This is a genomic window from Rhodococcus rhodochrous, assembly GCF_014854695.1.
Lineage (GTDB): Bacteria > Actinomycetota > Actinomycetes > Mycobacteriales > Mycobacteriaceae > Rhodococcus.
In genome coordinates this window covers 3,496,658-3,522,454 of record NZ_CP027557.1, presented here as the reverse complement: position 1 = coordinate 3,522,454, position 25,797 = coordinate 3,496,658, and the positions used below count along the sequence as shown (strand labels likewise).

The window sequence follows — 25,797 nt, the reverse complement described above, 5'->3', positions numbered from 1 at the left end:
GGTGCGGGGACGGTCACGGGCATAGGCTGAGGACGTGGCCGACAACAAGAACGGTGGCATACCGGACGCGGGTTCGAATCCCTACGGCGACCAGCCCGACGAACACACACTCGAGATGCGCCGACCACGCGAGTCGTATCTCGGATCCGACGATGACTTCGGCGCAGGCGGAACTCCCCTCGGCAGCGACGCCTACGCCGCTCCCACCGAGCAGATGTACCGGCCGGAGCCGGTCTACGGTGCGGATACGGGCGGCGCGGTGGTCGCCGGCGAACAGGCCCCGGCGAAGGTGCGCCGCGGAACGCTCGACCTCGGTCTGTTCGTCCTGCGTGCGGCGGTCGGGGCGATCCTCGTCGCCCACGGACTGCAGAAGCTGGTGGGTCTGTGGAACGGGCCTGGACTCGACGGTTTCGAGTCGTTGCTCCGCGATGCGGGATACCAGCAGCCCGCCGTGCTCGCGATCGTCGGCGCGGTCGGTGAGATCGCAGCCGGAGGACTGCTCGTCCTGGGTCTGCTCACCCCGTTCGCCGCTGCCGCGATCGTCGCGATCATGGTCAACGCGGTGCTGTTCAAGCACGAACTCGAACCGGGCGTCCAGTTCTTCGCCGCCGAATCGTCGGGCTTCGAATTCGAGGCCCTCCTCGTCGCCTGCGCGGTGGCGATCACCCTCACCGGACCGGGACGCATCGCGATCGACGGACGACGCGGGTGGGCGACGCGTCCGTTCCTGGGCTCGTTCGTCGTGCTGCTGCTGGGTGTGGCGGCCGGCGTGTGCCTGTGGATCTTCGGACGCTGAGACACCGCAAGCCGGACATTACGAAGGGCGAGGGCCCCGCGATCGGAGGATCGCGGGGCCCTCGCCCCTACTGTCGTCAGGTGTTACGGCACGCGCCGCACGGCACCCTTGTCGGCGGAGGTCGCCAGAGCGGCGTAGGCGCGCAGTGCCTTCGAGACCGTGCGCTCACGGTCGACGGGCTGCCACGGACGCTCGGAGGCCTCCATCTTCGCGCGACGGTCCGCGAGCACCTCGTCGTCGACGAGCACCTCGAGGGTGCGGGTCGCGACGTCGATGCGGATCCGGTCGCCCTGCTCGATCAGGCCGATCACACCACCGGAAGCGGCCTCGGGGGAGACGTGCCCGATGGACAGACCGGAGGTGCCGCCGGAGAAGCGGCCGTCGGTGATCAGGGCACACACCTTGCCCAGACCGATGCCCTTGAGGAAGGAGGTCGGGTGCAGCATCTCCTGCATGCCGGGGCCGCCGGCCGGGCCCTCGTAGCGGACGACGACCACGTCGCCGGCTTTGATCTTCTTGCCGAGGATGACCGAGACGGCCTCCTCCTGCGACTCGACGACGTAGGCCGGGCCCTCGAAGTGGAACAGGTCCTCGTCGATACCGGCGGTCTTGAGGATCGCGCCGTCCGGTGCGAGGTTGCCGCGCAGTACGCACAGGCCGCCCTCGACGGTGTATGCGTGCTCGATGTCGCGGATGCAGCCGTTCGCGGCATCGGTGTCGAGCGACGACCAACGGTTGTCGGTCGAGAACGGTTCGGTGGTGCGCACACCGCCCGGGGCGGCGTGGAACAGCTCGAGGGCCGTCTCGGACGCCTTGCCGGAACGGATGTCCCAGGTGTCGAGCCACTCGTCGAAGCTCTTCGTGTGGACCGTGGAGACGTCGGTCTCGAGCAGGCCACCGCGGCGCAGCTCGCCGAGGATCGCGGGGATACCGCCGGCGCGGTGCACGTCCTCCATGTGGTAGTCGGAGTTCGGGGAGACCTTGGCCAGGCAGGGCACCCGGCGGCTGATCTCGTCGATGGTGGACAGGTCGAAGTCGACCTCACCCTCCTGCGCGGCGGCGAGGGTGTGCAGCACGGTGTTCGTGGAACCACCCATCGCGACGTCGAGCGCCATCGCGTTGCGGAAGGCGGCCGGGGTTGCGATGTTGCGCGGCAGCACCGACTCGTCGTCGTCGCGGTAGTAACGCAGGGCCGCTTCGACGATCGTGGTGCCGGCGGTCTCGAACAGTGCGCGGCGCGCCTCGTGGGTGGCGAGGGTCGAACCGTTGCCGGGCAGCGCGAGACCGAGGGCCTCGGTGAGGCAGTTCATCGAGTTGGCGGTGAACATACCCGAGCACGAACCGCAGGTCGGGCACGCGCTGCGCTCGACCTCGTCGAGACCCGCGTCGTCGACGGCCTCGCTGGCGGAGGCCGAGATGGCGGTGATGAGGTCGGTGGGGGCGTGGGCGACGCCGTTGACGACGACCGCCTTGCCGGCCTCCATCGGACCGCCGGAGACGAAGATCGTCGGGATGTTCAGGCGCATCGCGGCATTGAGCATGCCCGGCGTGATCTTGTCGCAGTTCGAGATGCACACCAGCGCGTCGGCGGTGTGCGCGTTGACCATGTATTCGACGGAGTCGGCGATGATCTCGCGGCTCGGCAGCGAGTAGAGCATGCCGCCGTGGCCCATCGCGATGCCGTCGTCGACGGCGATGGTGTGGAACTCGCGTGCCACGCCGCCTGCTTCGCGCACGGCCTTCGCGACGATCTCGCCGACGTCCTTGAGGTGGACGTGACCGGGTACGAACTGCGTGTAGGAGTTCGCGATCGCGACGATCGGCTTGCCGAAGTCGGAATCGGTCAGGCCGGTGGCGCGCCACAGGGAGCGCGCTCCCGCGGCGTTTCGTCCGACGGTGGTGGTGCGTGACCTCAACGGGGGCATGGGCTGACTTCCTTGACGGTGGCTGTGTGCGCAATCGGCCGGGCCGCGTGCGGTCGCCGGGCTGGGGCGGATCCGGGCAGCGGCACCGACGAATCTACTCGCGTGCGTCCGGATGCACCTATTCGCACCCGGTCGCGAGGATCAGGAGGAGCGGTCGTCCTTCTTCTCGACGGTGACTGCGTCGTCGGTGGTTTCGGCGTCCGAGCCGGCTTCGGCGGCCGCCTCCTCGCGGTGTGCCTTCTCCTCGGCGCGCTGTGCGGCCGCATACGGATCGGGGATGCGGCCCCCACTCGCCTCCGACAACTGCGGCAGCCGGCCGAAGGTGACGACCGGCAGTGCGACCTCGCTGCCGTCGGTGAGCCGCGCGCGGGCCCAGCCCCGCTTCGGGAACCGAAGGCCGTCGAGTTCGTCCCACTTCAGGTTCGTGGTCTTGAAGGTCGCCCGCGCGACGATGCCCTCGGGGCCGACGACGGTGCGTACCCGCACGACCCAGGCGGCGACGAGGAGCGGGATGATCAGCGTCCATGCGAAGGCCTCCGGCCACGCCAGCGCGGGCGAGGCGAGGGCGAGGAACAGCAGAGCGCACGCGAGGAACGACAGTCGCGAGATCTGGATGACCTGCGTCGCCGAATCGGGCGTGTGGGATGATGGAGTCGGTGGCACGGGCTGCTGGGAAGATGACACCTCTACATCTTCGCACTGCAGCCGCGGCATCTCACATTCTGGGACAGTGAACCGCACCAAGTTGACTGTCTGGACACCATGCGCCTACCGTCGAGCGCGTGAATCAGAATGGGTTGCTCGTAATCGGCCGGCGCGTCGTCGCCTGAGCCGCATTTCGCAACTCGCCCACGACGCGCCACCCTCGTACAGCAGACTCGCTGACGAGGGTTTTTTGTTGCCCGGAGCCAGAATCAGAGGAATTCGCAGTGAGCGCACCAACCGCACGGCCTCAACCCTCGCCGCGAAAGCCGGGGTCCGCCACCCCGACTCCCGCAGCTGCCGCAACGCAGCCCGCCAACCGACGCCAGGTCGCCCCCGAGCGGGTCACCGGCGCCCAGTCGGTGGTCCGCGCACTCGAGGAACTCGAGGTCGACACGGTATTCGGCATTCCCGGCGGCGCGATCCTGCCCGTCTACGACCCGCTCTTCGATTCGCGGCGCGTGCGCCACGTGCTCGTCCGTCACGAGCAGGGCGCCGGGCACGCTGCCACCGGTTACGCCCAGGCCACCGGCAAGGTCGGCGTGTGCATGGCCACTTCCGGTCCGGGCGCGACGAACCTCGTCACCCCGCTCGCCGACGCGCAGATGGACTCCGTGCCCGTCGTCGCGATCACCGGTCAGGTCGGTCGTCCGCTCATCGGCACCGACGCCTTCCAGGAAGCCGACATCTCCGGCATCACGATGCCGATCACGAAGCACAACTTCCTGGTCACCGACGGCGCCGACATTCCGCGCATCCTGGCCGAGGCGTTCTACCTCGCCTCCTCGGGCCGCCCGGGCGCGGTCCTCGTCGACATCCCCAAGGACATCCTTCAGGCACAGACCACCTTCAGCTGGCCGCCGGAGATGCACCTGCCCGGCTACCGCCCGGTGACGAAGCCGCATGGCAAGCAGGTCCGCGAGGCCGCGCGACTGATCGCCGACGCGAAGAACCCGGTGCTGTACGTCGGCGGCGGTGTCATCAAGGCCGAGGCGTCGGCCGAACTGCTCGAGCTCGCCGAGCTGACCGGCATCCCGGTCGTCACGACGCTCATGGCCCGCGGTGCGTTCCCCGACAGCCACAACCTGCATTGCGGCATGCCCGGCATGCACGGCAACGTCGCCGCGGTCGCCGCGCTGCAGAGGAGCGACCTGCTCATCACCCTCGGTGCCCGCTTCGACGACCGCGTCACCGGTCAGCTCGACTCCTTCGCGCCCGATGCCAAGGTCATCCACGCCGACATCGACCCGGCGGAGATCGGCAAGAACCGGCACGCCGACGTGCCGATCGTCGGTGACTGCAAGGAGGTCATCGTCGAACTGCTCGAGGCCATCCGCGCCGACCTGGCGACCGGCACGAAGCTCGACTACACGGCATGGTGGGCCTACCTCGACGACATCCGTCGCACCTACCCGCTGAGCTACGACCGTCCCACCGACGACACCCTGTCGCCGCAGTACGTCATCCAGGCCGTCGGCAAGCTCGCCGGTCCCGACGCGATCTACTGCGCAGGCGTCGGTCAGCACCAGATGTGGGCGGCGCAGTTCGTCGCCTACGAGAAGCCGCGCACGTGGCTCAACTCGGGCGGTCTCGGCACCATGGGTTACGCGGTTCCTGCCGCTCTGGGCGCCAAGATGGGTCGTCCCGACACCGAGGTGTGGGCCATCGACGGCGACGGCTGTTTCCAGATGACCAACCAGGAACTCGCGACGTGCGCCGTCGAGGGTGTGCCGATCAAGGTCGCGCTCATCAACAACGGCAATCTCGGAATGGTCCGGCAGTGGCAGACCCTCTTCTACGAGGAGCGGTACTCGAACACCGACCTGGCGACGCACTCGCTGCGCATCCCCGACTTCGTCAAGCTCGCCGAGGCCCTCGGCTGCGTGGGTATCCGCGTCGAGCGCGAGGAGGACGTCGAGCCGGCGATCCGCCGGGCACAGGAGATCAACGATCGTCCCGTCGTGATCGACTTCATCGTCGGCAAGGACGCGCAGGTGTGGCCGATGGTCGCCGCCGGCACGAGCAACGACGAGATCATGGCGGCCCGCGATATCCGGCCGCTGTTCGACGACGACGCCGCTGCCGACGACCCCGCCGTCATCCACGAGACCATCGACGCGCTCGAAACCCGCAGCGAGAACGCTGCGGCCCAGGAGGAGACCAAGTGAGCACGAGTCACACCCTCAGTGTTCTCGTCGAGGACAAGCCGGGCGTGCTCGCCCGAGTCGCATCGCTGTTCTCGCGACGCGGCTTCAACATCGAATCCCTTGCCGTCGGTGGCACCGAGGTGCCCGACATCTCGCGGATGACGATCGTGGTGACCGTCGACGAGTTCCCGCTCGAGCAGGTCACCAAGCAGCTCAACAAGCTCGTCAACGTCATCAAGATCGTCGAGCAGGAGGGAGAGGCGTCCGTCGCCCGCGAACTCGTGCTCATCAAGGTGCGCGCCGACGCGAGTGTGCGCACCCAGGTCATCGAGACGGTGAATCTGTTCCGCGCCAAGGTGATCGACGTCTCGCCCGAGTCGCTGACCATCGAGGCGACCGGTACGCGGTCCAAGCTCGACGCGCTGCTGCGCATGCTCGAACCGTACGGAATCCGCGAAATCGTCCAGTCCGGTGTCGTCGCCGTCGGACGCGGTCCGAAGTCCATCACGGCTACCCGTTAGCCTTAACACACCCATACTTGCTGAAAGAGGTAATCACTGTGGCAGTCGAGATGTTCTACGACGACGATGCCGACCTGTCGATCATCCAGGGTCGTAAGGTCGCCGTCATCGGCTACGGCAGTCAGGGACACGCGCACTCGCTGAGCCTGCGCGACTCGGGCGTCGACGTTCGCATCGGTCTGAAGGAGGGCTCGAAGTCCCGGGCCAAGGCCGAGGAAGCCGGTCTCACCGTCGGCACCCCCGCCGAGGTCTCCGAGTGGGCCGACGTGATCATGGTCCTCGCTCCCGACACCGCCCAGGCGTCGATCTTCACCAACGACATCGAGCCCAACCTGAAGGACGGCGACGCGCTGTTCTTCGGCCACGGTCTCAACATCCACTTCGGTCTCATCACCGCTCCCGAGAACGTGACCGTCGCGATGGTCGCCCCCAAGGGCCCCGGCCACCTCGTGCGTCGTCAGTTCGTCGACGGCAAGGGCGTTCCCGCGCTCATCGCCGTCCACCAGGACCCCAAGGGTGAGGGCCAGGCGCTCGCGCTGTCCTACGCCAAGGGCATCGGCGGCACCCGCGCCGGCGTCATCAAGACCACCTTCAAGGAAGAGACCGAGACCGACCTCTTCGGCGAGCAGGCCGTGCTCTGCGGTGGCACCGAGGAGCTCGTCAAGACCGGCTTCGACGTCATGGTCGAGGCGGGCTACGCCCCCGAGATGGCCTACTTCGAGGTTCTCCACGAGCTCAAGCTCATCGTCGACCTCATGTACGAGGGTGGCATCGCCCGCATGAACTACTCGGTGTCCGACACCGCGGAGTTCGGCGGCTACCTCTCCGGCCCGCGCGTCATCGACGCCGGCACCAAGGAGCGCATGAAGGAGATCCTGAAGGACATCCAGGACGGCACCTTCGTCAAGCGTCTCGTCGCCAACGTCGAGGGCGGCAACAAGGAGCTCGAGGGTCTGCGCAAGCAGAACGCCGAGCACGGCATCGAGGTCGTCGGCAAGCAGCTGCGCGACCTGATGAGCTGGGTCGATCGCCCCATCACCGAGACGGCCTGACAGCCACCCGATCCGGTCACGGCGGCCCGGTACCCCTACGGGGGTGCCGGGCCGCCGTCGTCGGTGCGGCGTGAGCGATGTCGCATCCACGAGCCGGGGCGGCGGAGGATACTTGGCTGATGTGGCTCCGCGCCGCGTTCGGGCGGCTCCCGGGTGTCGCCACCGCACGGTCCTACCGGCGGGGGTGGCTGCGGAGCGATGTCACGGCGGGCCTCGCGCTCAGCGCCCTGCTCGTCCCCACCGGCATGGGATACGCCCAGGCCGCGGGACTACCGCCCTACACCGGCCTCTATGCGACCGTCGTGCCGATGCTGGTGTATGCAGTGGTCGGTCCGTCCCGGATCCTCGTGCTCGGGCCGGATTCCGCGCTCGCCCCGCTCATCGCGGCAGCGGTGATCCCACTCGCCGCCGACGGCGATCCGCAGCGCGCGGTCGCCCTCGCCGGTGTGCTCGCGCTCCTCGTCGGAGCGATCCTCCTGGTCGGCGGGATACTCCGCCTCGGATTCCTGACCTATCTGCTCTCCACACCGATCCGGATCGGTTTCCTCAATGCGATCGCGATCATCGTCATCGTCGGGCAGCTGCCACTCCTCCTCGGCACCTCGGACGACGAATCCGGCGTCGTCGCCGAGATTCTCGACATCGTCGACGACGTCTTCGAGGACGGTGTCGAGCCGGCCGGATTCCTCCTCGGCGTCGGCACCCTCGCCGTCATCCTCGTGCTGCAGAAGATCGTTCCCCGCATACCCGCGGTGCTCGTCGCGGTGATCGTCGCCTCGGCGGCGGTCGCGGTGTTCGGGCTCACCGATCGCGTGGAGATGGTGGGGGCGTTGCCCTCCGGGATCCCCGCCCCCGTTCTCGGCGGTATCGAACGGGAAGACGTGATCGAACTGTTCGTACCCGCCGTCGCCGTCGCCGTCATCGCATTCGCCGACACCGCGGTGTTGTCGCGCTCGTTCGCGCTGCGACGGGGCGAGGACGTGGACGGCAGCTCCGAGATGCGCGCCCTCGGTGTGGTGAACATCGCAGCCGGTGCGACGGGCGGATTCCCGATCTGCGGTAGCGGCAGCCGCACTCCCGTCCTGGAACAGGCCGGAGCGCGTACCCAGTTCGCGGGTGCCGTCGGAGCGGTGACGGTCGCGATCTTCCTGCTGGTGGCCCCGGGAGCGACGGCGTACCTGCCGCAGGCGGCGCTCGGTGCAGTCGTGATCGTCGCGGCGAGCGCGCTCGTCGACGTGAGGGCGCTCGGTCGCCTGTGGCGGGTCAACAAGATCGAATTCTGTTTGTCCTTCGCCGCATTCGTGGCGGTCGGTCTCGCAGGTGTGCTGAAGGGTGTGCTCGTCGCGATCGCACTGTCGCTGGCGGCCGTCGTCGTACGCGCGTGGCAGCCCCACCGGACCGAACTCGTCGAACTCGAGGACGTCGCCGGATATCACGATCGGGAGCGGCATCCCGAGGGTCACCGGATCCCGGGTCTCGTGCTCGTGCGGTTCGACGCCCCGCTGTTCTTCGCGAACGGTGTGATCCTCACGAAGTTCGTCCGCGAACTCGTCCGCGAACGCGAGGACCGCATCGAGTGGGTGGTTCTCGCGGCCGAACCGATCACCGATCTCGACATCAGTGCCGTCGAGGAGATCGAACGCCTCGACGACTATCTCGCCCACCGGGGGATACGGCTCGCCTTCGCCGCCATGAAGGGTCCCGTCAAGGACAAGTTGCACCGGATGCAGACGGGGAATCGCTTCCGGGACGGTCGATTCCACCCGACCGTCCGCACCGCCGTGGTGGCCTTCCGGCACCGGAACCAGCCCGGCATCGAGCGCAGTGTGCTCGACGCACCCCCGCGGGACGTCGTCCCGCCCCCGCGGAAGGATGGGCCCGCACCACCGTGATCCCGATCCCGGTGGCCCCGTGGGAAGGGCTGGGGCACTAAACTGTGGGCGGTCGCGGGTGCCCATGCATGCTGTCGGGCGCGAGCGCCGTCGACCACTCACACATTCACGACACAGGGAGTCCGCACGTGAGCCAGAATGGCCGTCCAGTAGTCCTGATCGCCGACAAGCTTGCGCAGTCGACCGTCGACGCGCTCGGTGACGGTGTCGAGGTGCGCTGGGTCGACGGCCCCGACCGCCCCGCCCTGCTCGCGGCCGTGCCCGAAGCCCAGGCGCTGCTGGTCCGCTCCGCGACCACCGTCGACGCCGAGGTGCTCGCTGCGGCGCCCAACCTCAAGATCGTCGGTCGCGCCGGTGTCGGCCTCGACAACGTCGACATCGCCGCTGCCACCGAGCGCGGTGTGATGGTCGTCAACGCGCCCACCTCCAACATCCACTCCGCCGCCGAGCACGCGGTCGCGCTCCTCATGTCCGCGGCGCGTCAGGTTCCCGCCGCCGACCGCACCCTGCGTGAGCGCACCTGGAAGCGGTCGAGCTTCAACGGCACCGAGATCCTCGGCAAGACGGTCGGCGTCGTCGGTCTCGGCCGCATCGGCCAGCTGTTCGCCCAGCGTCTCGCGGCGTTCGAGACCCACGTCATCGCGTACGACCCGTACCTGCCGGCCGCCCGCGCCGCACAGCTCGGCATCGAGCTCGTCGACATCGACGAACTCGTCGCCCGCGCCGACTTCATCTCGGTGCATCTGCCCAAGACCAAGGAGACCGCCGGCCTGATCAACGCCGAGCGTCTGGCCAAGGCCAAGGACGGCGTCATCATCGTCAACGCCGCCCGCGGTGGCCTGATCGACGAGGACGCGCTGTACGACGCGCTCGTCGAGGGCAAGGTCCGCGCCGCCGGCCTCGACGTCTTCGAGACCGAGCCGTGCACCGATTCGAAGCTGTTCGACCTCGACAACGTCGTCGTCACCCCGCACCTCGGTGCATCCACCGCCGAGGCCCAGGACCGCGCCGGTACCGACGTCGCCAAGAGCGTGCTGCTCGCCCTCGCCGGCGAGTTCGTGCCCGACGCCGTCAACGTCTCCGGTGGCCCCGTGGGCGAAGAGGTCGCACCGTGGCTCGAGCTCGTCCGCAAGCTCGGCCTGCTCGCCGGCACCCTCTCGCCCGAGGCCGTGCAGAACGTGCAGGTCGTCGTCAGCGGTGAGCTCTCGGCCGAGAACACCGACATCCTCGGCCTGGCCGCCCTCCGCGGCCTGTTCTCCGCGAGCAGCGACGAGCCCGTCACCTTCGTCAACGCCCCCAAGCTCGCGGAGCAGCGCGGCGTGACCGTCGAGGTCGAGAAGGTCAGCGAGGCCACCACGCACCGCAGTGCCGTCGAGGTCCGCGCGGTGTCGCCGGACGGACACGTCACCTCCGTCGCGGGTGCGCTCACCGGCCTGCAGCAGGTCGAGAAGATCGTCAACATCAACAGCCGCAGCTTCGACCTTCGCGCCGAGGGCCACAACCTGATCGTCCACTACCAGGACCGCCCGGGTGTGCTCGGAACGCTCGGCACCGTGCTCGGCAACGCGAGCATCGACATCCAGGCCGCGGCACTCAGCCAGGACGCGGAGGGCCCCGGCGCCACCGTGATCCTGCGTGTCGACCGCGTCGTCGGCGACGCCGAGGTCGGACAGATCACCGAGGCACTCGACGCTCGCGTCGCCCAGGTCGACCTGTCCTGATCCTTCGGTTCTCCATCATTCGGTGGCCGCGACCGTCTGCACGGTCGCGGCCACCGTCGCACAGGAAGTGAGTAGTGCTCATGAAACTTGCGGTCATCCCCGGTGACGGCATCGGTGTCGAGGTCACGGCGGAAGCGCTCAAGGTGCTCCGCGCCCTCGTCCCGAATCTCGAGACGACCGAATACGACCTCGGCGCCCGCCGGTACAACGCGACCGGCGAACTCCTGCCCGATGCCGATCTCGCCGCGATCCGCGAGCACGACGCGATCCTCCTCGGCGCCATCGGCGATCCGTCGGTCACGCCCGGAGTCCTCGAACGCGGTCTCCTCCTGAACATGCGGTTCGCGCTCGACCACCACGTCAACCTGCGTCCGTCGCGCCTGTACCCGGGCGCGAAGTCGCCGCTCGCCGCCGACCACGACATCGACTTCGTCGTCGTCCGCGAGGGCACCGAGGGCCCGTACACCGGCAACGGGGGAGCGATCCGCGTCGGCACCCCGCACGAGATCGCCACCGAGGTCTCGGTGAACACCTGGTTCGGCGCCGAGCGCGTGGTCCGCTACGCCTTCGAACTCGCACAGACCCGCCGCAAGCACGTCACGCTCATCCACAAGACGAACGTGCTGTCGAACGCGGGTGCCATCTGGACCCGCGCCGTCGAGACCGTGGGCAAGGAGTTCCCCGAGGTCACCACGGCCTACTGCCACATCGACGCCGCGACCATCTACATGGTCGACGACCCGTCGCGCTTCGACGTCATCGTCACCGACAACCTGTTCGGCGACATCATCACCGACCTCGCCGGCGCCGTCACCGGTGGTATCGGCCTGGCCGCGAGCGGCAACATCGACGCGTCGGGCGCCAACCCGTCGATGTTCGAGCCCGTCCACGGCTCGGCACCGGACATCGCCGGCAAGGGCATCGCCGATCCCACTGCGGCGATCCTGTCCACCGCCCTGCTGCTGCGCCATCTCGGGCGCGAGGAGGACGCTGCACGCGTCGAGCGGGCCGTCGAGGCCGACCTCGCGAACCGTGGCACCGGTCCGATCGTGACCACCGAGATCGGCGATCGGATCGCGGCTTCTCTCTGATCTCTGAGCGCGGATTCTCTCTGGACACGGAGTTCTTCGGCACAAACGCGCGTGGCGCCGGCGGGTACGTCCCGTCCGGCGCCACGCGCGTTTCGCGTATCAGTCCTTCGGTACCACCGGGACCGCCGCTGCGGGAGCGATGGCGGCCAGGGCGAACGCCGCGGGGAATCCGACCGCGGCGATGAGCCCACCGAAGACCGGTCCGACGGCCGCGGCGAACACGAACTGTCCGGTGTTCTGGATCCCGAGTGCGCGGCCGCCCCAGAACGGGCCGGCGATCTCCGCGACGGCAGTGAACGCCAACCCGTTCGGCGCCGAGGTCAGGATCGACGCGACGAGCAGGACACCCACCGCGATCGCCGAATCGGTCCACGCCGTGACGGACAGCGCGACCATCGACACGACGACCGATGCGGCGACGAGGCGCATCGGTCCCAGCCTGCTGCCCACCCGATCGGACCAGGCCCCGGTGACGACACGCCCGAGGGCGCCGAGGATCTGGGCAGCGGTGATGACGAGACCGGCACCGACCTCGTCCCAACCGCGGTCGGCGATGAGCCAGACCAGTGCGTAGGTCCACACGACGTACTGCGGCACCACGAGCAGGATCGACGCGAGATGGATCCGCGTGAGCGACATCGAACTCCGGTACGGATTGCCGAGCACGCCTGCGCGCTCGGCCTCCGCCCGCCCGGGTCGCGGCGGATCCACCACGCCGACCGCGCAGGCGACGGCTGCGAGCCCGCACGCGAGCATGGGAAACGCGAGTGCCCAGGCGATCCCGTGGTCGCCCGCGAGCGTCGGGATGACGAGTGCGCCCGCGGCGACACCCAGCGGCACCGACATCTGCCGGATGCCCATCGCGAGGCCGCGCTGGTGGGGCGGGAACCATCCGACCACCACGCGTCCGCTCGCCGAATTGGCGCTCACGGCGCCGGCTCCCGCACACATCAGCAACAGGCCGAGCAGTGCGGCGGAGGCGGTGTGGGACAGGTCCAGCGAGGTGGTCGCGCTCGCGAGCCCCATCGCGACGGCCGCGATCCCGAGCCCGGCGGCCAGCGCGAGACGTTCGCCGAATCGGTCGGCGATCGCGCCCCACACGACGAGCGTGAACACGCCGCCGAGGATCGGTGCGCCGGCGAGGGTTCCGGCCTGGGCGAGGGTGAAGCCGCCTTCCTGGTTCAGAGTCGGGATGAGGAAGGCGATGCCGTTGATGACGGTGGCCTGGGAGGCCTGTGCGAGGACGCCGAGGGCCAGGATCAACCATCGACGCCGACCGATGTCCGGAGTGTCCATGAGTCCCGCTATCTGAGAAAGCCGTACCGTTATGTGAAATCCGAGTCGGACTCTATACCCGCGGCACCCGGGCGTCGATCGCAGTGAGCGCGCACCGATAGACTCCGGACATGCGCCTTGGTCGAATTGCCAGCCCGGATGGTGTCGCGTTCGTGAGCATCGAAGGGGAGGGGGAGTCCGCGACGGCGAAGGAGATCGCCGAGCATCCCTTCGGGAACCCCACCTTCACGGGCCGGAGCTGGCCCCTCGCCGACGTGCGGATTCTCGCTCCGATCCTCGCCACCAAGGTGATCGCGGTGGGCCGCAACTACGCCGCCCACGCTGCCGAGTCGGGCAACGAGGTCCCCGACGAGCCGATGATCTTCCTCAAGCCCAACACGTCGATCGTGGGCCCGGGCGCTCCCATCGTGATTCCGCCCACCACGTCGCTCGTCCACCACGAGGCCGAACTCGCCGTGGTCATCGGACGCCCCTGCAAGGACGTCCCCGCCGCGAAGGCCCGGGAGGCGATCCTCGGCTACACGATCGCCAACGACGTGTCCGCGCGCGACCACCAGCGCAAGGACGGACAGTGGGGCCGGGCCAAGGGCCACGACACCTTCTGCCCGCTCGGCCCGTGGATCGAAACCGACATCGACGCTTCCGATCTCGAGATCTCCGCGGAGGTCGACGGACAGACCCGCCAGCGCAGCCGCACCTCGAAGATGGTGCACGACATCCCGAAGCTCGTCGAGTGGATCTCCGGTGTCATGACCCTGCTGCCGGGCGACATCATCCTCACCGGCACCCCCGAAGGCGTCGGACCGATCGAGCCGGGCAACACCGTCTCGATCACCGTCGAGGGCATCGGGACGCTCACGAACCCCGTCGTCGCCAAGGGATCCTGACCGGAGCTCGCAGCGGGGCGGATAGCCTGGGATGGTCTCCCGTCGATCCTCAACCCTGAGCGAGTCATGACCACCAGCGAAGTACGCGTACGTTTCTGCCCGTCACCGACCGGAACCCCGCATGTGGGTCTGGTGCGCACCGCCCTGTTCAACTGGGCTTTCGCGCGTCATCACGGCGGCACCTTCGTGTTCCGCATCGAAGACACCGACGCCGCACGCGACACCGAGGAGTCGTACCAGGCGATCCTCGACGCCCTCCGGTGGCTGGGTCTCGAATGGGACGAGGGCCCGGAGGTCGGCGGACCGTACGAGCCGTACCGGCAGTCGCAGCGACGCGACCTGCACCTCGAGATCGTGCAGAAGCTCGTCGACGCCGGTGAGGCCTACGAGTCGTTCTCGACGCCGGAAGAGGTCGAGGAGCGGCACAAGGCCGCCGGCCGCGATCCGAAGCTCGGCTACGACAACTTCGACCGGGACCTCACCCCGGAGCAGCGGCAGGCCTTCCTCGACGAGGGCCGCAAGCCGGTCGTGCGACTGCGCATGCCCGACGAGGACCTCACCTGGAACGACCTCGTCCGCGGGGAGACCACTTTCAAGGCAGGCTCGGTGCCCGACTTCGCGCTCACCCGCGGCAACGGCATCCCGCTCTACACGCTCGTCAATCCCGTCGACGACGCGTTGATGAAGATCACACACGTCCTGCGCGGCGAGGACCTGCTGTCGTCGACCCCGCGCCAGCTCGCGCTGTACGCGGCGCTGCAGCGCATCGGCGTCACCGATTTCACACCCGAGTTCGGCCACCTGCCGTTCGTGATGGGGCAGGGCAACAAGAAGCTCTCCAAGCGCGACCCGGAGTCGAACCTCTTCCTGCACCGCGATCGCGGTTTCATCCCCGAGGGCCTGCTCAACTACCTCGCCCTGCTCGGCTGGGGTCTCGCCGACGACCGCGACGTGTTCTCCCTCGACGAGATGGTCGCGGCCTTCGAGATCTCCAAGGTCAACTCGAACCCGGCCCGGTTCGATCAGAAGAAGGCCGACGCCATCAACGCCGAGCACATCCGACTGCTCGAGCCGGAGGAGTTCGCGGCGCGGCTGAAGTCCTATCTCGTCGAGCACGGCCGGATCGGGGCCGACGTCGACGAGGCGCTCTTCCGGACGGCCGCCGACCTCGTACAGACCCGCATCGTCGTCCTCGGGGACGCATGGGACCTGCTGAAGTTCCTGTTCGTCGGCGAGGCCGACTTCACGCTCGACGAGGCGTCCGCGGCCAAGAACCTCAAGGAGGACGCCGCGCCCGTACTCGACGCCTCCGTCTCCGCCCTCGAGGGGCTGTCCGAGTGGACCACGCCGGAGATCGAGGAGGCGCTCAAGAGCGCACTGATCGAGGGTCTCGAACTCAAGCCGAGGAAGGCTTTCGCTCCTGTGCGGGTCGCGGTGACGGGCTCGCACATCAGCCCGCCGCTCTACGAGTCGATGGAACTGCTCGGCCGTGAGCGCACCCTTGCGCGCCTGCGTGCGGGACGGGCTCGTATCGCCTGACCCTTCGCCGGTTGCTCTCGGCCCGTCGTCGGCACCCGCCGGCGACGGGCCGAGCTCGTTCCGAGCTCGATTTCGGGCCGTCGAGCTCGTTCCGAGCTCGATTTCAGGACTCTGACCAGCCGATTTGTAGTTGGTGGCGGGGTTGGTGCTAATCTTCTTCTCGGTTCGGAACGGAGGCCACAACGCCGCAGGGCAGGCCGAAGGAACAGACCATTGGGGTATGGTGTAATTGGCAACACAGCTGATTCTGGTTCAGCCATTCTAGGTTCGAGTCCTGGTACCCCAGCTGAGACGCGGCGGTTTGCCCGCAACGTCTCGGCCAGCTATGCTGGCTGAGCTTCCTTCGGGAAGCGAAGAGAAGAAGTTCCATAGGCCCCCGTCGTCTAGCGGCCTAGGACGCCGCCCTCTCACGGCGGTAGCGTGGGTTCGAATCCCATCGGGGGTACAACGGACTACCCACCGATCTCCGGGTCGGTGGGTGTTCTTCTCTCGGAGGTATCGATTCGTCGATTCCTCGGAAAGTTCCAGGCCCCCGTCGTCTAGCGGCCTAGGACGCCGCCCTCTCACGGCGGTAGCGTGGGTTCGAATCCCATCGGGGGTACAACAACGAAGGCTCTCCGATCATCGATCGGAGAGCCTTTCGCGTATGTGCGGTCAGTGCGCAGCGGACGGAAGATAGGCGGCCGTCGTGCCGCCGATCTCCATGGCGGGCATCCCGAGCTTGCGGTGATCCCACGAACGCACCCGCGCGGGCACCACCCGGACGGCCACCCGCTTGTGCATCATCTGCTCCACCGCGGGGCGCGCTTCGTCGGTGTACGGGGCGGTATACCGCTCCCACACATCGCGGCACACCTCGAACAGGCGGTCGTGGTCGTCCAGGATCTCCGCGCGCCCCTCGATCGAGACGCCGCGCAACTGGTCGTAGGTGTCGCCGGCCTCGACGAGGACGGTCACGCGATCGTCGCGCCGGAGGTTGACGACCTTCTGTGATTTCGCCTTCGTCTCGAACCAGATCTCCCCGTCGAGCACCGCGTACCACATGGCGACGAGGTGCGGGGTGCCCGTCGGTCCGAGGGTCGCCAGGTTCGCGACCCGGCTGCGGCGGAGGAACTCGTCGATCTCCGAGTCCGTCATCGTGATGTCTGCGCGGCGGTTGGTTCCCATGCGAAGCACTCTGGCACAGCGTGGGGCCGCACGGCTGTCTTCCTCCCGTCCCGCCCGTGTCCCTCCTGGGCTCCACACGGGAGGGACACGGTCATGCGGTCGGCCTCAGAGACGCTTCTGGAGCGCTTCTGCGGCGGCGAGGAGGTCGGCTGCCCAGCGGGCGCCCGGTCGGCGGCCCATGCGGTCGATGGGGCCCGATACGGAGATCGCGGCGATCACGCCGCCGGTGTTGTCGCGCACGGGTGCTGCGACCGACGCCACACCGGGTTCGCGTTCGGCGGCGCTCTGCGCCCAGCCGCGGCGGCGGACCTCGACGAGCACGCGTTCACCGAAGGCCGCGTCGGGGAGGATGGCGCGCTGGGTCGCCGTATCGGCCCACGCGAGCAGAACTTTCGCGCCGGAGCCGGCCGTCATCGGAAGGCGTGCGCCGACGAGGACGGTATCGCGCAGACCGGTCGGCGGTTCGAGAGCCGCGACGCAGACCCGCTGGGTGCCCTCGCGGCGGTACAACTGCACGCTCTCGCCGGTGATCTCGCGCAGGCGGGGGAGGACGAGCGAGGCGGCCTCGACGAGCGTGTCGCCTGCGCCCGCGGACAATTCGGCCAATCCGGGGCCGGGGCGCCACTGTCCGTCGCTGTCGCGCATGAGGAGACGGTGGACCTCGAGGCCCACGGCGAGACGGTGCGCCGTGGCACGGGGCAGGCCGGTCCGCGCGCACAACTCGTTGAGGTTGCACGGCTGTTCGGCAACCGTATGGAGGACTGTCATCGCTTTGTCCAGCACTCCGATCCCGCTATGCTGTCTCATAGGTCGATACCTCCGTCTCGCATAATGGGAAGCATATCGCATACCGAGAACGGTGGGGACGACGCCATACGCGGCCGGACAGCCCCCGGGATCCCGCGTTCGTCACGTACGACAAGGTGGAGAAGATGGCTGGAAAGACTCTGGCGGAAAAGGTGTGGGACCAGCACGTGGTCGTGCGCGGTGAAGGAGAGGGATCGGCGCGACAGCCGGACCTGATCTACATCGACCTGCATCTCGTACACGAGGTGACCAGCCCGCAGGCCTTCGACGGTCTGCGGCTGGCCGGACGCCCGCTGCGGCGTCCCGATCTCACGATCGCCACCGAGGACCACAACGTCCCCACGGTGGACATCGACAAGCCGATCGCCGACCCGATCTCGCGCACGCAGGTCGAGACCCTGCGTCGCAACTGCGAGGAGTTCGGTGTCCGTCTGCACCCCATGGGCGACCTCGATCAGGGCATCGTCCACGTGGTCGGCCCGCAGCTCGGTCTCACGCAGCCCGGCATGACGGTGGTGTGCGGCGACAGCCACACCTCCACCCACGGCGCCTTCGGCGCACTGGCGATGGGTATCGGCACCAGTGAGGTCGAACACGTCATGGCGACACAGACGTTGTCGCTGCGTCCGTTCAAGACGATGGCCATCAACGTCGACGGCACCCTCGCGCCGGGAGTGACGAGCAAGGACCTCATCCTCGCGATCATCGCGAAGATCGGCACCGGCGGCGGACAGGGCTACGTCCTCGAGTACCGCGGCGAGGCGATCCGCGCCCTGTCGATGGAAGCGCGGATGACCATCTGCAACATGTCGATCGAGGCGGGGGCCCGAGCCGGCATGATCGCCCCCGACGAGACCACCTACGAGTTCATCAAGGGTCGCCCGCACGCCCCGAAGGGCGCCGACTGGGACGCCGCCGTCGAGGCGTGGGAGCAGCTGAAGACCGACGACGACGCGGTTTTCGACGCCGAGGTCCACATCGACGGCAGCGCTCTGACGCCCTTCGTCACGTGGGGCACCAACCCGGGCCAGGGCGCTCCGCTCGGGTCCAGCGTTCCGGTACCCGCGGAGATCGCCGACGAAACCGAGCGGTCTGCAGCGGAGAAGGCGTTGCGCTACATGGATCTCGAACCGGGCATGCCGCTGCGCGATGTGAAGATCGACACCGTCTTCGTCGGCTCGTGCACCAACGGCCGCATCGAGGATCTGCGCGCCGTGGCGGATGTCCTGCAGGGCCGGAAGGTCGCCGACGGCGTCCGGATGCTCGTCGTGCCGGGTTCGATGCGGGTGCGCGCACAGGCGGAGGAGGAGGGTCTCGGCGAGATCTTCACCGCCGCAGGCGCCGAGTGGCGGCAGGCCGGGTGCTCGATGTGCTTGGGCATGAACCCCGACCAGTTGGCGCCGGGCGAACGCTCCGCGTCGACCTCGAACCGGAATTTCGAAGGACGGCAGGGCAAGGGCGGACGGACGCATCTCGTCTCGCCGGCCGTGGCCGCCGCAACCGCGGTGCGGGGAACGCTTTCCGCACCGGCGGATCTGGACTAGACCACAGGACCGACGAGGAGAATTTTCGATGGAAGCCTTCACCACTCACAAGGGCATCGGCGTCCCGCTGCGCCGCTCCAATGTCGACACGGATCAGATCATCCCGGCCGTGTACCTGAAGCGCGTCACCCGTACGGGATTCGAGGACGGTCTGTTCGCCGCATGGCGCAACGACCCGTCCTTCGTCCTCAACACCCCGCCCTTCGACCGCGGCAGCGTTCTCGTCGCCGGACCGGATTTCGGCACCGGCTCCTCGCGTGAGCACGCCGTGTGGGCGTTGTCGGATTACGGATTCCGGGTCGTGATCTCGTCCCGCTTCGCCGACATCTTCCGCGGCAACGCCGGAAAGGCCGGTCTGCTCGCCGCTCAGGTCTCGCAGGACGACGTCGAACTGCTGTGGAAGCTCATCGAGCAGCAGCCCGGACTCGAACTGGAAGTGGATCTCGAGAACCGGACGGTGACCGCCGGAACCACAGTGGTGCCGTTCACCATTGACGACTACACGCGGTGGCGTCTGCTGGAGGGTCTCGACGACATCGGATTGACATTGCGCCAGGTAGACGCGATTTCCGAGTACGAAAAGTCAAGGCCGTCATGGAAACCGAGTACCCTTCCGGCGCCCTGAAAACACCCCCCGAACGCGCCTTCTCCGGGCCCGGTCCGACGCTCCCGTCGGGCCGGGCCCGGAGGTTATTTGCATGAGAATCCGCGTGGCACATAGACTCTTGCCCGTTTGCGGGTCTACCGTGGACTGGAGTCGGTCTGACGGTGGACCGTGTATGTGCGGAGGAAATCAATGAACAAGGCAGAACTGATCGACGTTCTGACCGAGAAACTCGGTTCGGACAGGCGCACCGCCACCGCGGCCGTCGAGCACATCGTGGACGCGATCGTTCGCGCCGTGCACGACGGTAAGAGCGTCACCATCACCGGATTCGGTGTCTTCGAGAAGCGTCGCCGGGCCGCTCGTGTCGCGCGGAACCCGCGCACGGGTGAGACGGTCAAGGTCAAGCCGACCTCGGTGCCGGCCTTCCGTCCCGGCCAGTCCTTCAAGAACATCATCGCGGGCACCCAGAAGCTTCCGGCTTCGGGTCCGGCCGTGAAGCGCGGTGCGGCCGCAGCGGCCAAGAAGACCGCGGCAGCGAAGAAGGCGGCCAAGAAGACTGCGGCCAAGAAGACCACGGCGACCAAGTCGACCGCGGCGAAGAAGACCACCGCAGCGAAGAAGACCACGGCGGCGAAGAAGACCACCGCCACCAAGTCGACTCCGGCGAAGAAGACCACGGCAGCCAAGAAGACCACGGCGGCCAAGTCGACTCCGGCGAAGAAGACCACCGCCACCAAGTCGACCGCGGCGAAGAAGACCACCGCGGCCAAGAAGACCACGGCGGCCAAGTCGACTCCGGCGAAGAAGACCACCGCCACCAAGTCGACCGCGGCGAAGAAGACCACCGCGGCCAAGAAGAGCCCGGCCAAGAAGACCACGGCCCGCAAGAGCACCAAGAAGTAACACCCACCCGCGATGCGGCTCGCACATGTGCGAGCCGCACAGGTGAGACGACGGCGGCCACCGGACATCCGGTGGCCGCCGTCGTGTGTACTCGGTCAGATGCTCTCGTCGTCCGCCGGCGGTCGGCCCGTGGGAAGAGGGCTGTCGATGTGGTCGGCCGCGACGAGACGATCGCCGCGCAGTGACAACACCCACATGCTCGCCTTGCGGTTCCGTGCCGGAGGCAGCACGAGACCGTCGCGCTCGGCCCACCACTCCAGCAGCGGCGGGATCACTTTGCCCTGACTGGAGATCACGGGAGTGCCGGGACCGGACGCGATCTCCAGCGCCCGCTTGCGGCCGCGGTCCGGATCGGCGCGGTACTCCTCCTCCGACAGGGCCGGCTCGATGGCGATCTCGAACCCGTTCCGGGAGGCGAAGGGTTCGACCGTCGCGATGCACCGCGTGCGGTCGGCGGACACCACGCTGTCGCCGCCGAACGCCGTCAACTGCGGAACGAGAGCCTCGGCCTGTGCCCGTCCGGACGCATCGAGGGGCCGGTAACGGTCGTCGCCCTTGTACTTCTTGCGACTACCCGCCTTGGCGTGCCGCACGATCAGCGCCGTGGTCGTGTCCAGCGGCACCCGGCGGAACCGGCGCAGGATACTGCGGTCCATCGGATAGGACAACAGATCGAATGCCTCTTCGGGGGACACCCAACGCAATTCGTCCACCTCGGCGTTGGGCGCGAACTGCCCGTCGAGGCACCGCGCGGCCCAGTAGTCCACCCGTTTGAGTTTGCGGTGCCCCGGCACGGGGTAGACGACCTTCCCGAGACTACTGCCGAGTGCGGCGCGGAATCCGGTCTCCTCCTCGATCTCCCGCACCGCGGCGACCACGGCCGTCTCACCCGCGTCGAGCTTGCCCTTCGGGAAGGACCAGTCGTCGTAGCGTGGGCGATGCACGAGCGCGACCTGTGCATCGCCCGGAGCGTTCTCGTCGACAGGACGCCACAGGACGGCGCCCGCCGCGAAGATGTTGGCCTTCACGGGCTTGTCGCGTGATTCGGTCAACGTTCCCTCCACCTCAGGACGCACGGCTACGCATGAGTTCGACCTGGTGGTCGCGGGCAGCGGTTCCCGGCTCGGGGGACGCCGTCCAGGTGCCGTCGCCCTCGAGAATCCAGCAGCGGGTGACCGGGTCGAGCGCGGAATCGAAGATGCCGTCCAACTGCGCTGCGAGCCGGGTGTTCTTCACCTGCACCATCACCTCGACGCGACGGTCGAGGTTCCGGTGCATCATGTCGGCGCTGCCGATCCAGTACTCGTCGCTGCCCCGGAAATGGAACAACCGCGAATGTTCGAGGAACCGCCCCAGAATCGAGCGCACCGTGATGTTCTCGCTCAGGCCGGGCACGCCCGGCTTGAGGGCACAGATCCCGCGCACGACCACCTCGGTCCGTACCCCCGCCCGCGACGCACGGTAGAGCGCGTCGATCACCTGCTCGTCGACGAGAGCGTTGGCCTTGAGCCGGATCCCACTGGGGCGACCGGCTGCGTGGTGCTCGATCTCACGCTCGACGCGTTCGATGATGCCCTTGCGGACTCCGTGCGGTGCGACGAGCAGATTGCGGTACTGCGCCTTCCGGGAGTATCCGGTGAGGGTGTTGAACAGGTCGGTGAGGTCGGCGCCGATCTCGGGTGACGACGTGAGCAGGCCGACGTCCTCGTAGAGACGGGCGGTCTTCGGGTTGTAGTTGCCGGTGCCGATGTGGCAGTAACGGCGGATCATCGAACCCTCGCGCCGCACGACCAGACAGGTCTTGCAGTGCGTCTTGAGACCCACGAGTCCGTATACGACGTGGACACCGGCCTGTTCGAGCTTGCGCGCCCACTTGATGTTGGCCTGCTCGTCGAAGCGTGCCTTGATCTCCACGAGCGCGACGACCTGCTTGCCCGCCTCGGCGGCGGCGACCAGGGCGTTGACGATGGGGGAGTCACCCGACGTCCGGTACAGGGTCTGCTTGATCGCGAGGACCTGGCTGTCGGCGGCGGCCTGCTCGATGAACCGTTGCACGCTCGTGGAGAACGAGTCGTACGGATGGTGGACGAGGATGTCGCCCTCGCGCAGGGTGGAGAACACGCTCTTCGGTGTCTCACGCTCGCCGAAGGCGGGATGGGTCGCCGGCACGAAGGGGGCGTCCTTCAGATCCGGCCGGTCGACGGCGTGCACCTGCCACAGCGACGACAGATCGAGCAGACCGGGCAACTGGACGACGTCCACCCGATCGACGTCGAGTTCGCGCAACAGGAGGTCGAGCATGTGCTCGGTCATGTCGTCCGACACCTCGAGCCGCACGGGAGATCCGAAGCGCCGCCGGGCGAGTTCGCGTTCGAGGGCCTGGAGTAGATCCTCGTCGCGGTCCTCCTCGACCTCGAAGTCGGCGTTGCGGGTGACGCGGAATGCGTGGTGCTCGACGATCTCCATGCCCGGGAACAACACGTCGAGATGGGCGGCGATCAGCTCCTCGAGCGGGAGGAAGGCCGGCAGTCCGTGCGACGAACCCGCACGATCGACCCGGACGAACCGTTCGACGTTGTCGGGCACTTTCACGCGCGCGAAGTGTTCACCGGACGACTGCGAATCCTTGACCGTGACAGCGAGGTTGAGGGACAGGCCGCTGATGTAGGGGAAAGGGTGGGCGGGATCGACGGCGAGCGGCGTCAGGACCGGGAAGACCTGGTCGGCGAAATACTGTGTCAATCGTCGGCGTTCGTCCTCCGTCAGATCCGCCCATCGGATGATCGAGATGCCTTCGGCCGCCAGGGCGGGCATGACCGAGTCGAGGAAGACCTGCGCGTGGCGACCGGCGAGTTCGCGCGTGCTCGACGCGATGAGCGCGAGCTGGGCGCGCGGGGTCAGTCCGTCCGCGGACCGGACCGACAACCCCGTCTCGGCGCGACGTTTCAGCCCGGCGACCCGCACCATGTAGAACTCGTCGAGATTCGACGCGAAGATCGCGAGGAACTTGGCGCGTTCGAGCAACGGCTGCGAGGTGTCCTCCGCGAGCGCGAGAACGCGGGCGTTGAAATCGAGCCAGCTCTGTTCGCGGTTGAGATAGCGGTCGACGGGAAGGGTGTTGTCGTGATCGGTCCTCGACTGCAGTCCCGTCGCGGCCGGAGGGGCGCTGGTGGCGGTCGCCACGCGACCGGCAGGTCGTGCGGCACCGGACGGTGCCGCGTGCTCGGAACTCGTGGGATCGGGGGAATCGCCGTTGGTCACCAGTTCATTGTTGCAGAGCGACGGCTCCCTGCAGCGCTGTCGCACCGATGGCGCAGCGGGAACTCGACCGTGTCGAGCACGGCCGCGGTGGCCCGTCCGACGCCGAGTCGCAGTGCGGCGGCGAGATCGTCCGGTGTGTCCACATCGAGTCGCAGTCCGGGGAGGGCGTCCGGTACCGGATACGCACCGGCATCGATGTGGCGACCGGCCGATCCCGGACCGAACGACAGTGGCGGCAGCGTGCCGCTCACGCAGTGCAGCAACGCCGTCGTACCGCTCGCCGTGTGGTCGACGACCACGGCCGTTCCGGTCCGCCGCGCAGTCTCGCGTGCGAGCGCGAATTCCTCGGCCCGCAGGGACGGAAGGTCGGCCTGCAGCGCCACGAGTTCGGCGCCGGGTGCGTGCTCCCGCGCCCGGCGGGCCGCTGCGAGCAGTGCGGAGTTCAGTGGGTCGGGGGAGTCGGGACGCACCGGGTCGGGAAGGACGTCCGCGCCGCAGTCCAGTGCGGCGGCCGCGACCCGCTCGTCGGCGGTGACGACGATGACCGTCACGTCTCCGGCGGACAGGGCCGCCGTGACGGTGTCCTGCAGCATCGCGAGCACCAGTGATTCCCGTGCCGCCGGGTCGAGGACGTGCGAGAGCCGCGACTTCGCCAGGCCGAGGGCCTTGACGGGAACGAGCACGTGCGTCGCGGGCATTGCCCGATTGTGCCATCAGTGATCGACGACACGATCGTGCGAGGTGACGAACCGCACGACCACCGCTGCGACCGGCGTCGTGCGGTCCGTCCTCCGACCCGGCGCGGCGTCGGTGGCGCCTGCGCGATACTGGGTGCGACCGTGGGTGGTGACCGCCCGGACCGAACCGGTCGCGACCGCCCGCTCCGGGCCGATCGCGACCGGCGGGTGCCGGGCATCGGACGAGAGTGAGGATCGCGTGACCACAGCAGCAGTTCTGGGCGCGGGTTCGTGGGGGACGGCGTACGCCAAGGTGCTGGCCGACGCCGGAACGGACGTGACGATCTGGGCGCGGCGCGAAGAAGTGGCGCGCGGCATCGCGGAACGACACGAGAACTCCGACTATCTGCCCGGTGTGCAACTGCCGCACTCGCTGAAGGCGACGGCCGATCACCGGGTGGCCGTCAAGGGTGCCGATTTCGTGGTCCTCGCCGTCCCGAGCCAGACCCTGCGCACCAATCTCGAGGCGTGGAAGGCGGATATCGGACCGGAGGTCACACTTCTCAGTCTCGCCAAGGGAATCGAGAGCGGCACCCTGATGCGCATGAGTCAGGTGATCGGTCAGGTCACCGGCGCCGAGCAGAATCGGATCGCCGTGCTGTCCGGACCCAACCTCGCCCGCGAGATCGCCGAGGGGCAACCGGCCGCGACCGTCATCGCGTGCCCCGACTCCACCCGCGCCATGGAGATCCAGCAGTCCTGCGCCACAAAGTATTTCCGTCCGTACACCAACTCCGACGTCATCGGCTGCGAGATCGGCGGCGCCTGCAAGAACGTCATCGCCCTCGCGTGCGGCATGGCCGCCGGGGTCGGGCTCGGTGAGAACACCGTCGCGAGCATCATCACCCGCGGTCTCGCCGAGATCACCCGGCTCGGAACCGCCCTCGGAGCCAAGCCGGCCACGCTCGCCGGTCTCGCCGGCGTCGGCGATCTCGTCGCCACGTGCACGTCCCCGTTGTCCCGCAACCGTTCGTTCGGCGAACGCCTCGGCCGCGGCGAGTCGCTCGAGAGCGCACAGGAGGCCACCCACGGTCAGGTGGCCGAAGGGGTCAAGTCGTGCACCTCGGTCCGCGCCCTCGCAGCGAGCTACGACGTCGAGATGCCGCTGACCGACGCCGTGCACCGTGTGTGCCACGAGGGCATGTCGGTGCCGGACGCGATCGGGCAGTTGCTCGGGCGCCGGATCAAGCCGGAATGAGCGG

General features: G+C 68.2%; 22 protein-coding genes and 3 tRNA genes. 16 read left to right on the top strand and 9 right to left on the bottom strand.

Features of this window, described 5'->3' with window-relative positions:
• Positions 1 to 34: 34 nt before the first annotated feature.
• Positions 35 to 796, top strand: a complete 762-nt coding sequence (locus tag C6Y44_RS16410; RefSeq protein WP_039585118.1) for a DoxX family protein — start codon at positions 35 to 37, stop codon at positions 794 to 796.
• A gap of 83 nt (positions 797 to 879) precedes the next feature.
• Here C6Y44_RS16410 and ilvD read toward each other — a convergent pair whose 3' ends face one another.
• Positions 880 to 2,721, bottom strand: a complete 1,842-nt coding sequence (gene ilvD, locus C6Y44_RS16405) for a dihydroxy-acid dehydratase (protein WP_060651447.1) — start codon at positions 2,719 to 2,721, stop codon at positions 880 to 882.
• Between the two features lie 141 nt (positions 2,722 to 2,862).
• Positions 2,863 to 3,384, bottom strand: a complete 522-nt coding sequence (locus C6Y44_RS16400; RefSeq protein ID WP_159419183.1) for a PH domain-containing protein — start codon at positions 3,382 to 3,384, stop codon at positions 2,863 to 2,865.
• A 266-nt stretch (positions 3,385 to 3,650) separates the two neighbouring features.
• On the opposite strand from C6Y44_RS16400, the gene C6Y44_RS16395 reads away from it, so the two are divergent.
• The 6 genes from C6Y44_RS16395 (at position 3,651) to C6Y44_RS16370 (ending at position 11,847) form a co-directional block, all read left to right on the top strand.
• Positions 3,651 to 5,591, top strand: coding sequence for an acetolactate synthase large subunit (locus tag C6Y44_RS16395; RefSeq protein ID WP_159417957.1), 1,941 nt, complete (start codon positions 3,651 to 3,653; stop codon positions 5,589 to 5,591).
• A complete protein-coding gene (gene ilvN, locus C6Y44_RS16390) occupies positions 5,588 to 6,091 on the top strand; it encodes an acetolactate synthase small subunit (RefSeq protein WP_120279746.1) in 504 nt (167 codons plus the stop codon). The genes C6Y44_RS16395 and ilvN overlap by 4 nt, the downstream gene beginning before the upstream one ends.
• Before the next feature lie 50 nt (positions 6,092 to 6,141).
• Positions 6,142 to 7,143 (top strand): ketol-acid reductoisomerase, encoded by a 1,002-nt coding sequence (ilvC, locus tag C6Y44_RS16385; RefSeq protein WP_016691198.1) that lies wholly within the window; start codon positions 6,142 to 6,144, stop codon positions 7,141 to 7,143.
• A gap of 119 nt (positions 7,144 to 7,262) precedes the next feature.
• Positions 7,263 to 9,035: a SulP family inorganic anion transporter gene (locus C6Y44_RS16380; RefSeq protein ID WP_159417958.1), complete on the top strand. Its 1,773-nt coding sequence runs from the start codon at positions 7,263 to 7,265 to the stop codon at positions 9,033 to 9,035.
• Between the two features lie 128 nt (positions 9,036 to 9,163).
• The gene (gene serA / locus C6Y44_RS16375) at positions 9,164 to 10,756 is read left to right on the top strand and encodes a phosphoglycerate dehydrogenase (protein WP_120279744.1); all 1,593 of its coding nucleotides are present in this window, start codon (positions 9,164 to 9,166) and stop codon (positions 10,754 to 10,756) included.
• Positions 10,757 to 10,836: 80 nt separating this feature from the next.
• Positions 10,837 to 11,847 carry a 3-isopropylmalate dehydrogenase gene (locus tag C6Y44_RS16370; RefSeq protein ID WP_120283497.1) on the top strand — a complete coding sequence of 337 codons (1,011 nt, stop codon included), beginning with the start codon at positions 10,837 to 10,839 and terminating at the stop codon, positions 11,845 to 11,847.
• Between the two features lie 99 nt (positions 11,848 to 11,946).
• Here C6Y44_RS16370 and C6Y44_RS16365 read toward each other — a convergent pair whose 3' ends face one another.
• The gene (locus tag C6Y44_RS16365) at positions 11,947 to 13,143 is read right to left on the bottom strand and encodes an MFS transporter (protein WP_120279743.1); all 1,197 of its coding nucleotides are present in this window, start codon (positions 13,141 to 13,143) and stop codon (positions 11,947 to 11,949) included.
• Between the two features lie 110 nt (positions 13,144 to 13,253).
• Here C6Y44_RS16365 and C6Y44_RS16360 point away from each other — a divergent pair, with 110 nt between their 5' ends.
• The 5 genes from C6Y44_RS16360 to C6Y44_RS16340 all read left to right on the top strand — a co-directional run bounded on the left by C6Y44_RS16360 (position 13,254) and on the right by C6Y44_RS16340 (position 16,170).
• Positions 13,254 to 14,030 (top strand): fumarylacetoacetate hydrolase family protein, encoded by a 777-nt coding sequence (locus tag C6Y44_RS16360; protein WP_060651453.1) that lies wholly within the window; start codon positions 13,254 to 13,256, stop codon positions 14,028 to 14,030.
• A 66-nt stretch (positions 14,031 to 14,096) separates the two neighbouring features.
• The gene (gene gltX / locus C6Y44_RS16355) at positions 14,097 to 15,569 is read left to right on the top strand and encodes a glutamate--tRNA ligase (protein ID WP_159417959.1); all 1,473 of its coding nucleotides are present in this window, start codon (positions 14,097 to 14,099) and stop codon (positions 15,567 to 15,569) included.
• Positions 15,570 to 15,783: 214 nt separating this feature from the next.
• Positions 15,784 to 15,855: transfer RNA gene (locus C6Y44_RS16350), tRNA-Gln, on the top strand.
• A gap of 86 nt (positions 15,856 to 15,941) precedes the next feature.
• Positions 15,942 to 16,014 (top strand) — tRNA-Glu (locus C6Y44_RS16345).
• Between the two features lie 83 nt (positions 16,015 to 16,097).
• Positions 16,098 to 16,170, top strand: a tRNA-Glu gene (locus tag C6Y44_RS16340).
• Positions 16,171 to 16,223: 53 nt separating this feature from the next.
• Here C6Y44_RS16340 and C6Y44_RS16335 read toward each other — a convergent pair.
• Complete coding sequence (locus tag C6Y44_RS16335) at positions 16,224 to 16,736, bottom strand: pyridoxamine 5'-phosphate oxidase family protein (RefSeq protein WP_060651455.1); 513 nt, start codon at positions 16,734 to 16,736, stop codon at positions 16,224 to 16,226.
• Between the two features lie 105 nt (positions 16,737 to 16,841).
• Positions 16,842 to 17,543 carry an IclR family transcriptional regulator gene (locus tag C6Y44_RS16330; protein ID WP_159417960.1) on the bottom strand — a complete coding sequence of 234 codons (702 nt, stop codon included), beginning with the start codon at positions 17,541 to 17,543 and terminating at the stop codon, positions 16,842 to 16,844.
• Between the two features lie 116 nt (positions 17,544 to 17,659).
• Between C6Y44_RS16330 and leuC the strand changes: the two genes are divergently transcribed.
• From leuC to C6Y44_RS16315, 3 genes are all read left to right on the top strand, one after another.
• Positions 17,660 to 19,087, top strand: coding sequence for a 3-isopropylmalate dehydratase large subunit (gene leuC, locus C6Y44_RS16325; protein ID WP_159417961.1), 1,428 nt, complete (start codon positions 17,660 to 17,662; stop codon positions 19,085 to 19,087).
• A gap of 28 nt (positions 19,088 to 19,115) precedes the next feature.
• The gene (leuD, locus tag C6Y44_RS16320; RefSeq protein WP_016935315.1) at positions 19,116 to 19,712 is read left to right on the top strand and encodes a 3-isopropylmalate dehydratase small subunit; all 597 of its coding nucleotides are present in this window, start codon (positions 19,116 to 19,118) and stop codon (positions 19,710 to 19,712) included.
• 171 nt (positions 19,713 to 19,883) lie between these two features.
• On the top strand, positions 19,884 to 20,597 hold the full coding sequence (locus C6Y44_RS16315) for an HU family DNA-binding protein (protein ID WP_088897189.1): 714 nt from the start codon (positions 19,884 to 19,886) through the stop codon (positions 20,595 to 20,597).
• A gap of 95 nt (positions 20,598 to 20,692) precedes the next feature.
• Here C6Y44_RS16315 and C6Y44_RS16310 read toward each other — a convergent pair whose 3' ends face one another.
• Genes C6Y44_RS16310 through C6Y44_RS16295 form a run of 4 tightly spaced genes read right to left on the bottom strand, consistent with a single transcriptional unit; the run spans position 20,693 to position 24,802 of the window.
• Positions 20,693 to 21,649 (bottom strand): NUDIX hydrolase, encoded by a 957-nt coding sequence (locus C6Y44_RS16310; protein WP_159417962.1) that lies wholly within the window; start codon positions 21,647 to 21,649, stop codon positions 20,693 to 20,695.
• Between the two features lie 13 nt (positions 21,650 to 21,662).
• Complete coding sequence (locus tag C6Y44_RS16305) at positions 21,663 to 23,858, bottom strand: RNA degradosome polyphosphate kinase (RefSeq protein WP_120279739.1); 2,196 nt, start codon at positions 23,856 to 23,858, stop codon at positions 21,663 to 21,665.
• The gene (cofC, locus tag C6Y44_RS16300; protein WP_159417963.1) at positions 23,855 to 24,556 is read right to left on the bottom strand and encodes a 2-phospho-L-lactate guanylyltransferase; all 702 of its coding nucleotides are present in this window, start codon (positions 24,554 to 24,556) and stop codon (positions 23,855 to 23,857) included. Before cofC ends, C6Y44_RS16305 begins: the two co-directional genes overlap by 4 nt.
• A gap of 15 nt (positions 24,557 to 24,571) precedes the next feature.
• Positions 24,572 to 24,802 (bottom strand): hypothetical protein, encoded by a 231-nt coding sequence (locus tag C6Y44_RS16295; protein WP_159417964.1) that lies wholly within the window; start codon positions 24,800 to 24,802, stop codon positions 24,572 to 24,574.
• On the opposite strand from C6Y44_RS16295, the gene C6Y44_RS16290 reads away from it, so the two are divergent.
• The gene (locus C6Y44_RS16290) at positions 24,795 to 25,793 is read left to right on the top strand and encodes an NAD(P)H-dependent glycerol-3-phosphate dehydrogenase (RefSeq protein ID WP_159417965.1); all 999 of its coding nucleotides are present in this window, start codon (positions 24,795 to 24,797) and stop codon (positions 25,791 to 25,793) included. The two genes, C6Y44_RS16295 and C6Y44_RS16290, sit on opposite strands and share 8 nt — an antisense overlap.
• Positions 25,794 to 25,797: the final 4 nt, after the last annotated feature.

Coding starts and splice junctions, on each gene's coding strand:
- ilvD (WP_060651447.1), bottom strand. CDS start 2,721: ATGCCCCCGTTGAGGTCACGCACCACCACCGTCGGACGAAACGCCGCG.
- ilvC (WP_016691198.1), top strand. CDS start 6,142: ATGTTCTACGACGACGATGCCGACCTGTCGATCATCCAGGGTCGTAAG.
- C6Y44_RS16380 (WP_159417958.1), top strand. CDS start 7,263: ATGTGGCTCCGCGCCGCGTTCGGGCGGCTCCCGGGTGTCGCCACCGCA.
- C6Y44_RS16370 (WP_120283497.1), top strand. CDS start 10,837: ATGAAACTTGCGGTCATCCCCGGTGACGGCATCGGTGTCGAGGTCACG.
- C6Y44_RS16365 (WP_120279743.1), bottom strand. CDS start 13,143: ATGGACACTCCGGACATCGGTCGGCGTCGATGGTTGATCCTGGCCCTC.
- C6Y44_RS16360 (WP_060651453.1), top strand. CDS start 13,254: ATGCGCCTTGGTCGAATTGCCAGCCCGGATGGTGTCGCGTTCGTGAGC.
- gltX (WP_159417959.1), top strand. CDS start 14,097: ATGACCACCAGCGAAGTACGCGTACGTTTCTGCCCGTCACCGACCGGA.
- C6Y44_RS16335 (WP_060651455.1), bottom strand. CDS start 16,736: ATGGGAACCAACCGCCGCGCAGACATCACGATGACGGACTCGGAGATC.
- C6Y44_RS16330 (WP_159417960.1), bottom strand. CDS start 17,543: ATGAGACAGCATAGCGGGATCGGAGTGCTGGACAAAGCGATGACAGTC.
- leuD (WP_016935315.1), top strand. CDS start 19,116: ATGGAAGCCTTCACCACTCACAAGGGCATCGGCGTCCCGCTGCGCCGC.
- C6Y44_RS16315 (WP_088897189.1), top strand. CDS start 19,884: ATGAACAAGGCAGAACTGATCGACGTTCTGACCGAGAAACTCGGTTCG.
- cofC (WP_159417963.1), bottom strand. CDS start 24,556: ATGCCCGCGACGCACGTGCTCGTTCCCGTCAAGGCCCTCGGCCTGGCG.